The sequence below is a fragment of the Anoxybacillus thermarum genome (assembly GCF_000836725.1).
In the GTDB taxonomy this organism is placed as follows: Bacteria; Bacillota; Bacilli; order Bacillales; family Anoxybacillaceae; genus Anoxybacillus; species Anoxybacillus thermarum.
Genome location: NZ_JXTH01000113.1, coordinates 1 through 1,890, shown reverse-complemented (window position 1 = coordinate 1,890; position 1,890 = coordinate 1). Strand labels below are relative to the sequence as shown.

The following is a 1,890-nucleotide window of genomic DNA, read 5'->3' as shown; positions in this document are numbered from 1 at the left end:
CTCATATTTCGCACCTTGGTAGGGCGGAACAAAAGGATTTTTTATTCAGTTTTTTAGAATAACTTTTAAACCAACACCAAAAGCGATGGTATCCTTTTTTTACCATCGTTGGTCGTTCTTTATCCCATTAGACGTAAATGCTCTCGTCCATCCCTAATCCTTGCAGAATCCTTCGCTGCTCGTACGTGAGCGGTTGACCTAACGCGCGTTGAATTCGTCCATCCGGCAGTTCCAACAGGACGACTCTGACATACCAAAACAATTGAAAAATCGCTTGTCCGGTCGGTCGGGTCAGTTTCCGGCCTCCCGCGCCCTTTAATGGGTGTTCCGGGGTGATGAACTGACGCACCCGGCGCTGGAAGACGCGGTAAATCGCCAAGGCCAACAGAAACAAATAGCCCAATACCGCGACCCGTTCCGGTTTTTTTACGTAAATCTCATCCGTAAAGAACGGGTCTTTCAAGAAAGAGAAGTTCATTTCCACCGAGATTTGGCCTTTATACAACTTCAAGATCTCTTTCGCATCCATCGGTTGACCTTTCCATTCCTCCGGAACGGTCGTGACAAGGACAAACCGGGACGCTTTCCGTCTCGCCTGTTCCCACGCATCTTGGTCGAATTCCACGTTCAAGCGAAGGGCGTACAGCGTTTCCATGTCCGGTTCCGCCCCTTTTTTCGGACGTCCGCGCCGTTTTTTCGGACGCACGATCGCTTCGACCGACGCCTCGACGCGATGGAACCGGAGACGAAGGGACGCCTTTAGAGACGCTAGGGCTTGTTCGGCGTCTTCCCGGCACGAAAACAGACGGCTTTCCCACTGGGTTTGTTTCTGCCGAAGAAGCTCTGCTTCTTGGTTTCGCTCTTTTTCGAGCGTCTTTCCTTTTCGTTGGTCGAGCGCGCTGGATTCAACGACGATCAACCGGACCGAATGACCTTCGTACGTCGATGTCGTTTCCCACACCCGATAGGTGGCTCCGTTTTTCTCCGCTAAGGAAAACGGATCGCTCCACGGCGTGTCTTGGGCATCAGCTTTAGCCAGCGCGGTTTTGACGATCCGGAGCGAAGAAGGGCCTCTTGTGATCAAAAAGGCGTTGGCGGCCTTCGTTTGCGCCAGTGTGTCTTTCGTCATGGCGGCAGAATCGGCAACATAAATCCATTCATCTTCGATCTTCGCCTGCTTCAGCTGTTTCTGCACACGGGACAACACCTCGGGATTCCACGTCTTATCCGGCAGGTTGCCGTCGTGTACATCGCCATAAAACGGGATGCCATCCTCGTTGCCAATCAGCCCAAATCCGATCTGCTTTTGCCAACGATGATGCCGGTTGTAGCCATGCGTAATCTGCAAGGCATCCGGCGAGGCCGATTCATACGTACCGTAAACCGATACATCGGTCGTATCGGCATGGAACACCCGAAGAGGGATTCCTTCTTTCTTGTAAATTTGCACAAGACAGGCGGAAAGAACCGCGTGGATATTGGCGTCGTACAGTCGATCGAGATGGCGCGCGATGGCATCGTCGTTGAACCAAGAGGGGGAAAGCCCTGGTCGGATCAGCTTAGGCAAATCGATGTCATGCGCCCATCGTTCCAAATGAACGAGTGCTTGCCGACCGCTCAAGATATCCAAGGTAAGCAGCCAGACAACGTCGCTGGCTCGAGTTTGGCATTGAGGGTCCACGGGAACGAGACGATCAATCAACCGAGGGAGGCCAAGATCCTTGAAAATGGTGCTTATTATATTCAAATAAGAACTTTCATAAATGGCACGGATTTGAACGCTCATGATGTAGAAACTCCTTTGCTTTCCTTGTGTTTCAAAGATTCATTCGACATGAAGATAAAAAAATCCTCCCGATTTTTGTCGAGAGGGCGCGAAATGTGAGTTGT

General features: G+C 51.2%; 1 protein-coding gene. It reads right to left on the bottom strand.

Annotated elements, in window-relative coordinates; translation table 11 throughout:
* Positions 1-127: 127 nt before the first annotated feature.
* On the bottom strand, positions 128-1,786 hold the full coding sequence (locus LH47_RS14495; protein WP_043968702.1) for an IS1634 family transposase: 1,659 nt from the start codon (positions 1,784-1,786) through the stop codon (positions 128-130).
* Positions 1,787-1,890 lie beyond the last annotated feature (104 nt).